General features: G+C 67.3%; 4 protein-coding genes and 1 pseudogene. 3 read left to right on the top strand and 2 right to left on the bottom strand.

What is annotated here, in order from left to right:
- Both A6302_RS22865 and A6302_RS09445 read left to right on the top strand, forming a co-directional pair.
- Positions 1–402 (top strand): annotated as a pseudogene (locus tag A6302_RS22865) (protease); the annotation flags it as partial.
- Positions 402–1,484 carry a calcium-binding protein gene (locus A6302_RS09445; RefSeq protein ID WP_069306834.1) on the top strand — a complete coding sequence of 361 codons (1,083 nt, stop codon included), beginning with the start codon at positions 402–404 and terminating at the stop codon, positions 1,482–1,484. The pseudogene A6302_RS22865 and the gene A6302_RS09445, both read left to right, overlap by 1 nt.
- A 58-nt stretch (positions 1,485–1,542) precedes the next feature.
- On the opposite strand, the gene preA is transcribed toward A6302_RS09445, so the two are convergent.
- Together preA and A6302_RS09435 are read right to left on the bottom strand one after the other, a co-directional pair.
- Positions 1,543–2,859 (bottom strand): NAD-dependent dihydropyrimidine dehydrogenase subunit PreA, encoded by a 1,317-nt coding sequence (gene preA, locus A6302_RS09440; protein WP_069306833.1) that lies wholly within the window; start codon positions 2,857–2,859, stop codon positions 1,543–1,545.
- A gap of 23 nt (positions 2,860–2,882) precedes the next feature.
- Positions 2,883–4,253 carry an NAD(P)-dependent oxidoreductase gene (locus A6302_RS09435; RefSeq protein WP_245294006.1) on the bottom strand — a complete coding sequence of 457 codons (1,371 nt, stop codon included), beginning with the start codon at positions 4,251–4,253 and terminating at the stop codon, positions 2,883–2,885.
- 370 nt (positions 4,254–4,623) lie between these two features.
- Between A6302_RS09435 and argE the strand changes: the two genes are divergently transcribed.
- On the top strand, positions 4,624–5,781 hold the full coding sequence (argE, locus tag A6302_RS09430) for an acetylornithine deacetylase (RefSeq protein WP_069306832.1): 1,158 nt from the start codon (positions 4,624–4,626) through the stop codon (positions 5,779–5,781).
- Positions 5,782–6,072 lie beyond the last annotated feature (291 nt).

The following is a 6,072-nucleotide window of genomic DNA, read 5'->3' as shown; positions in this document are numbered from 1 at the left end:
GAACGGGCGATAGCGGGAGGCCGGATAGGCCTGACGTTAGACTCGGCGGGCAACGATTACTTCCGCGATGTCGAGGCGGTGATCGGATCCCGCTTTGACGATGCCATCTACGGCAACAGCGAAATCAACTCGTTGTTCGGATCCGATGGTGACGACCGGCTCGTCGGTCAGGGCAGCGGCGACCACCTTGATGGCGGGAGCGGATCGGACACTGCGAGCTACCACGTCTACACGCTGGAGGCGGTGACGGCGTTTCTCTTCGATCCGTCGCGAAACCTCGGGAAGGCCGAGGGCGACACCTATGTCTCGATCGAGAACCTGGAAGGCAGCTACGGGGCCGATACGCTGGGCGGAGATCGCAAGGCGAACCGTCTTTCGGGCGTGAATGGTGACGATGTCTGATGGGATATGGCGGCGCAGACACGCTCCTCGGCGATGAGGGACAGGATGTGCTCAGGGGCGGCGACGGGGACGACGCCTTGTACGGCGGGGCCGGCGCGGACATTCTGGTCGGTGGACGTGGCGCGGACATCCTCGACGGCGGATACGGCGGCTCACTGTTCGACATCGCGTCCTATGAAGGTTCAGGATCCGCGATCAGCTACAACTTCAGTGCTCCGAACACCGCAACCGGCGACATTGCCGAGGATACGTTCATCCAGATCTCGGGCATCCAAGGAACGAGGTTCGACGATACCGTCATCGGCGACAACAGTAACCAGCGCTTCATCGGCGGGGACGGCGACGACCTTCTCCGCGGCAGCGGCGGCGACGACGTACTCGAAGGTGGCGAAGGGCAGGACACGCTGGACGGTGGCAGGGATCACGACCTGCTGATCGGCGGAGGCGGCGGCGACACGATGATCGGCGGCAGCGGGGTCGATACCGCGTCCTACGAACATTCGAACCACGGTATCGTCGTTTCGTTCGCGGATCCCGGCCGGAACACCGGCGACGCCCTCGGCGATACCTTCAAGGGCGTCGAAAGCCTTCGCGGATCCAGCCATGACGACACACTGATCCTTCATCCCGACTTTGGCGGCACGATGGAAGGTCTTGCCGGCAACGACGTGCTGGTCGGCAGCACGTCGTGGGACATACTCTACGGAGGCGACGGCAACGATGTGCTCATTGGCGGCCACGGTCGTGACGAACTGCATGGGGGCGCCGGCAAGGACGTCTTCGTGTTCGACGTGGCCCCCTCGTCCCCCCCGGCCAGCCGTGTGAACGATTTCAAGCACGGGGTCGATTCCTTCCACCTCGACTCCGACGTCTTCGGCGGGCTTGCCCTCGGCAAACTCGCAGCCGCCGCCTTCAACGACGGTAGCCTGCCGCTCGATGCCGACGATCGGATTCTGGTCAATTCCTTCAACAACTACCTTGCCTACGACCCCGACGGTTCGGGCTCCCAGCAGGCGGTGATCATCGCGTATCTGACCGTCGGGGCCGCATCGATCACGGCCTCGGATTTCGTCGTCGTCTGACGGGGCAGGCATTCCCTCACGATCCGGCGGGCTGGCCCCGCCGGATTCGGTCCAGCCTTCAACGCGACTCTCTCTCCGCCGCCGTCTTTGCCATCGGGTTGTTCGGGTGCATGGTCCAGTTGCGGTAGCCGCCGACGGGGCGGCCGGTGCGGGGGTCGGTGCCGGAGGTGAGCGGCTGCATGGTGATGCAGTTCTCGACCGGGCAGACGTTGACGCAGAGGTTGCAGCCGACGCATTCGGCGTCGATCACCTCGAAATGCCGCCGGCCGTCGACCATGGCCGTGATCGCCTGGTGCGAGGTGTCCTCGCAGGCGATGTGGCAGCGGCCGCACTTGATGCAGAGGTCCTGATCGATCCGCGCCTTGGCCACATAGTCGAGGTTGAGATACTGCCAGTCGGTGACGTTGGGCACCGCCCTGCCCCGGAAGTCGTCGATCGACGTGTAGCCCTTGGTGTCCATCCAGTCCGACAGTCCGTCGATCATCTCCTTGACGATGCGGAAGCCGTAGGTCATCGCCGCGGTGCAGACCTGCACGTTGCCGGCGCCGAGCGCGATGAACTCGGCCGCGTCGCGCCAGGTGGTGATGCCGCCGATGCCGGAGATCGGCAGGCCGCGCGTGGCCGGATCACGGGCGATCTCGGCCACCATGTTGAGGGCGATCGGCTTGATTGCCGGGCCGCACATGCCGCCGTGGCTGCCCTTGCCGTCCACGGTGGGGGTCGGCGCGAACAGGTCGAGGTCCACCGACATGATGGAGGACACGGTGTTGACGAGCGACACCGCGTCGCTGCCGCCCTTGAGCGCGGCGCGGGCCGGATAGCGGATGTCGGTGATGTTCGGCGTCAGCTTGGTGATCACCGGCATGCGCGTGTACTGCTTGCACCAGCGCACCACCATCTCGATGTAGTCGGGCACCTGGCCGACCGCCGAGCCCATGCCGCGTTCGGACATGCCGTGCGGGCAGCCGAAGTTGAGCTCGATGCCGTCGGCGCCCGTCGCCTCGACCAGCGGCAGGATCGCGCGCCAGCTCGCCTCCTCGCAGGGCACCATCAGCGAGACGACCAGCGCCCGGTCCGGCCAGTTCTTCTTGACCGCCGCGATCTCGCAGAGATTCACGTCCAGCGGCCGGTCGGTGATCAGCTCGATGTTGGTGAAGGCGATCAGCCGGCGGTCGGCGGCGTGAATGCCGTCGTAGCGCGGGCCGGAGACGTTGACGATCTCCGGTCCCTCGCCAAGCGTCTTCCAGACGACGCCGCCCCAGCCTTCGCGATAGGCGCGTTCGACGTTGTACTGCTTGTCGGTCGGCGGCGCGGAGGCGAGCCAGAACGGGTTGGGCGACTTGATCCCGCAGAAGCTGGTGGTGAGATCGGCCATCGGATTGATCCTTCGGGTGTCGGTCAGCCCGCGAGCGCGGCGTGGATGGAGGCGGCGGCGGCCTTGCCCTGGGCGACCGCGACGACGGTGAGATCCTCGCCGACGCCGGTGCAGTCGCCTCCGGCCCAGACCTTGGGCATCGAGGTGCGGAAGGCGGCGTCGACACGCACGCGGCCCGCCTCCAGCGCGACGCCGCCGGCAAACGGCGCCTTGTCGCCGATCGTCTGGCCGATCGCCTTCATCACCTGGTCAGCGGGCAGCGTCAGGGTCTCGCCGGTGCCGAGCGGCCGGCCGGCGACGTCGAGCCGGGTGCGCTCCACCACCACATGGTCCACGTGGCCATCGACAAAGCCAAGGGAGACCGGGCGCAGGAAGGTGCGGATCAGCACGCCGGCCTTGCGCGCGAGGTCGCGTTCGTAGGGACTTGCGTTCATCGCCTCCTCGCCGCGGCGGTAGACGATGGTGACCTCCTCGGCGCCGAGCTTCTTCGCCTGCACCGCGGCGTCGATGGCGGTCATGCCGCCGCCGACCACCACGACCCGGCGACCGACCGGAACGCTGGCCCTGTCCTCGGCCTGGCGCAGGACCGCGATCCAGTCCACGGCATCGACGACGCCCTCGCCCGCCTCGCCGGCAAGCCCCAGCGCGTTGACGCCGGACAGGCCCATGCCGAGAAACACCGCGTCGAAATCGGCGGCAAGCCCGGCCAGCGACAGGTCGCGGCCAAGGGCCTTGCCGGTCTCGATGGTGATGCCGCCGATGGCGGTGACGAAGTCCACTTCGTGCTGGGCGAAGCCGCCGACGGCCTTGTAGGCGGCGATGCCGTATTCGTTGAGCCCGCCCGGCTTCGGCCGCGCCTCGAAGATCGTCACGTCATGCCCCTCCAGCGCCAGGGCATGGGCGCAGGCGAGCCCGGCCGGACCGGCGCCGACGACCGCGACCCGCCGCCCGGTCGGCGCCTTGCGCTGGCCGAAGGTCGCATGGGCCGCCATGTAGGCATCCGTGGCATGGCGCTGGAGCAGGCCGATGGTCACCGGCTTGTCCTCGGCCGTGTTGCGCACGCAGGCCTCCTCGCACAGCGTCTCGGTCGGACAGACGCGGGCGCACATGCCGCCGAGAATGTTGGCGGCGAAGATCGTGGCCGCCGCGCCGTCGACATTGCCGGTGGAGATCTTGCGGATGAACAGCGGGATGTCGATCGCCGTCGGACAGGCCTTCACGCAGGGCGCGTCGTAGCAGAAGTAGCAGCGGTCGGACTCGATCTTCGCCTCGTGGCGGCCGAGCGCGGGATGAATGTCGGAGAAATTGTCGAGATAGGCGTCGAGCGGCAGACGCCCGCAGGCGATGTCCGCCCGAATGCCCCCGGCCCCCTCCGCCTCGCCAGCCATCGTCATGTGACAACCTCCTCGATGGGAGGGGATGGCCGCGTGCCACCGCCGCACGGCAGACGCCGGCGTCGGCGAGCCGGAACGGCTCCCGCATCCACGTGATATCCGGATCCTGCGCCGTCAGGAGGCGCCGATGTATCGAGCTGTTCCGCCGGGTCTTTTGCCCGGATTTTCGTTGATCATCCGGTCAATTTTTGAACCCGTCAAGGGCCTCTGGACCGATTCCACCCTTGCGACGGCCGATTTTTCGGGCATGCCCGCGAAGTGGCCAGACGCAGGATTGGCTGCGGGGAAGAACGGGCAACGTTGCGGGTTTCCACCTTGCGGGGCGATGCTCTATGAGTGCGGCCGAGCGCCGTTCCCCCGAAGAGGTTTCATGGCCGAAGACCGCATCAAGGGCCTGCTGGCCCGCCTCGTCGCCTTCGACACGACGAGCCGCAATTCCAATCTCGCGCTGATCGCCTTCGTCGAGGACTGTCTCGCCGGGCACGGCGTGGCCTCCGAGCGCATCTTCGACGCGACCGGCACCAAGGCGAACCTCTTCGCCACCATCGGCCCGGCCGACGTGCCCGGCTACATCCTTTCCGGTCACACCGACGTGGTGCCGGTGGACGGCCAGCCGTGGTCGACCGACCCGTTCCGGCTGCACGAGGACGGCGACCGGCTCTACGGCCGCGGCACCTGCGACATGAAGGGCTTCCTCGCCTGCTGCCTGGCGGCAGTTCCGGATCTGGTCGCACGCAATCTCAGGCGGCCGATCCATCTGGCCTTTTCCTATGACGAGGAAGTCGGCTGCCTCGGCGTGCGCGGGATGATCGCGGAACTTGCGACCCGCCCGGCGCTGCCGCTCGCCTGCTTCGTCGGCGAGCCGACCGAAATGCAGGTGGTCGTCGCCCACAAGGCCAAGCGCAGCCTGCGGGTGACGGTCACCGGCCTCTCCTGCCATTCCTCCCTGGCGCCGCGCGGCGTGAACGCCATCGAATACGCCAGCCGGCTGATCGGCCGGATCGGCGAACTCGGCACCAGCCTTGCCCACGGCCCACGCGACGACCTGTTCGACGTGCCCGTCACCACGGCGCATGTGGGCACGATCGAGGGCGGCACCGTGCTCAACATCGTGCCGGACCGTTGCAGCTTCACCTTCGAGATCCGGGCGCTGCCGACCGAGGATGCCGACGCGATGCTGGCCGGGATCGAGGCCCATGCCCGCGACGTGCTGGAGCCCGAGATGAAGGCCCGGCATGCCGAGGCCGGAATCACCTTCGAGATCACGTCGGCCTTCCCCGGGCTCGACACCGCGCCGGAGGCCGAGGTGACGCGGGTGGCCAAGCGGCTTGCCGGTCGCAACGACCATTCCAAGGTCGCCTATGGCACGGAGGCGGGCCTGTTCCAGGCGGCGGGCATTCCCACCGTCGTCGTCGGCCCCGGCTCCATCGGCGAGGCGCACCGGCCGGACGAATTCGTGACGATCGGCGAGTTGCGCAGATGCGCGGCCTTCATCGATCGCCTTGCCGAGCTCGCCAGCGCGGACTGAGGTCGATCACGGGTTGCGACCGCGACAAAAAAAGGAGGAGGAATTGCTTCCTCCTCCCACAGTTAGGACCGCAACTCCGCGATAACGCGGAAGGATCGGAAGACCGATCCGTGGAGAAACGAGCGCCAGCGACCGCTCCTCCACCCAACCATCATACGACCGCAGCCCCGTCTCTCCTATCCCCTGATTTTGAGGGGTCACCAAAATCTGGTATGCCAGAGTGACGCACACGACACAGCGCGCCGGAAATCGCCGGTGCAGCAACCGCGAAGGCGACAGGATCCGGATCGG

Origin of the sequence: Methylobrevis pamukkalensis (assembly GCF_001720135.1) — a bacterium.
GTDB lineage: Bacteria > Pseudomonadota > Alphaproteobacteria > Rhizobiales > Pleomorphomonadaceae > Methylobrevis > Methylobrevis pamukkalensis.
This window is presented reverse-complemented; position numbering and strand designations above follow the sequence as displayed.

Excerpts from the sequence above, each read along its gene's own strand:
- A6302_RS09445 (WP_069306834.1), top strand. The coding sequence starts at position 402 with ATGGGATATGGCGGCGCAGACACGCTCCTCGGCGATGAGGGACAGGAT.
- preA (WP_069306833.1), bottom strand. The coding sequence starts at position 2,859 with ATGGCCGATCTCACCACCAGCTTCTGCGGGATCAAGTCGCCCAACCCG.
- A6302_RS09435 (WP_245294006.1), bottom strand. The coding sequence starts at position 4,253 with ATGACGATGGCTGGCGAGGCGGAGGGGGCCGGGGGCATTCGGGCGGAC.
- argE (WP_069306832.1), top strand. The coding sequence starts at position 4,624 with ATGGCCGAAGACCGCATCAAGGGCCTGCTGGCCCGCCTCGTCGCCTTC.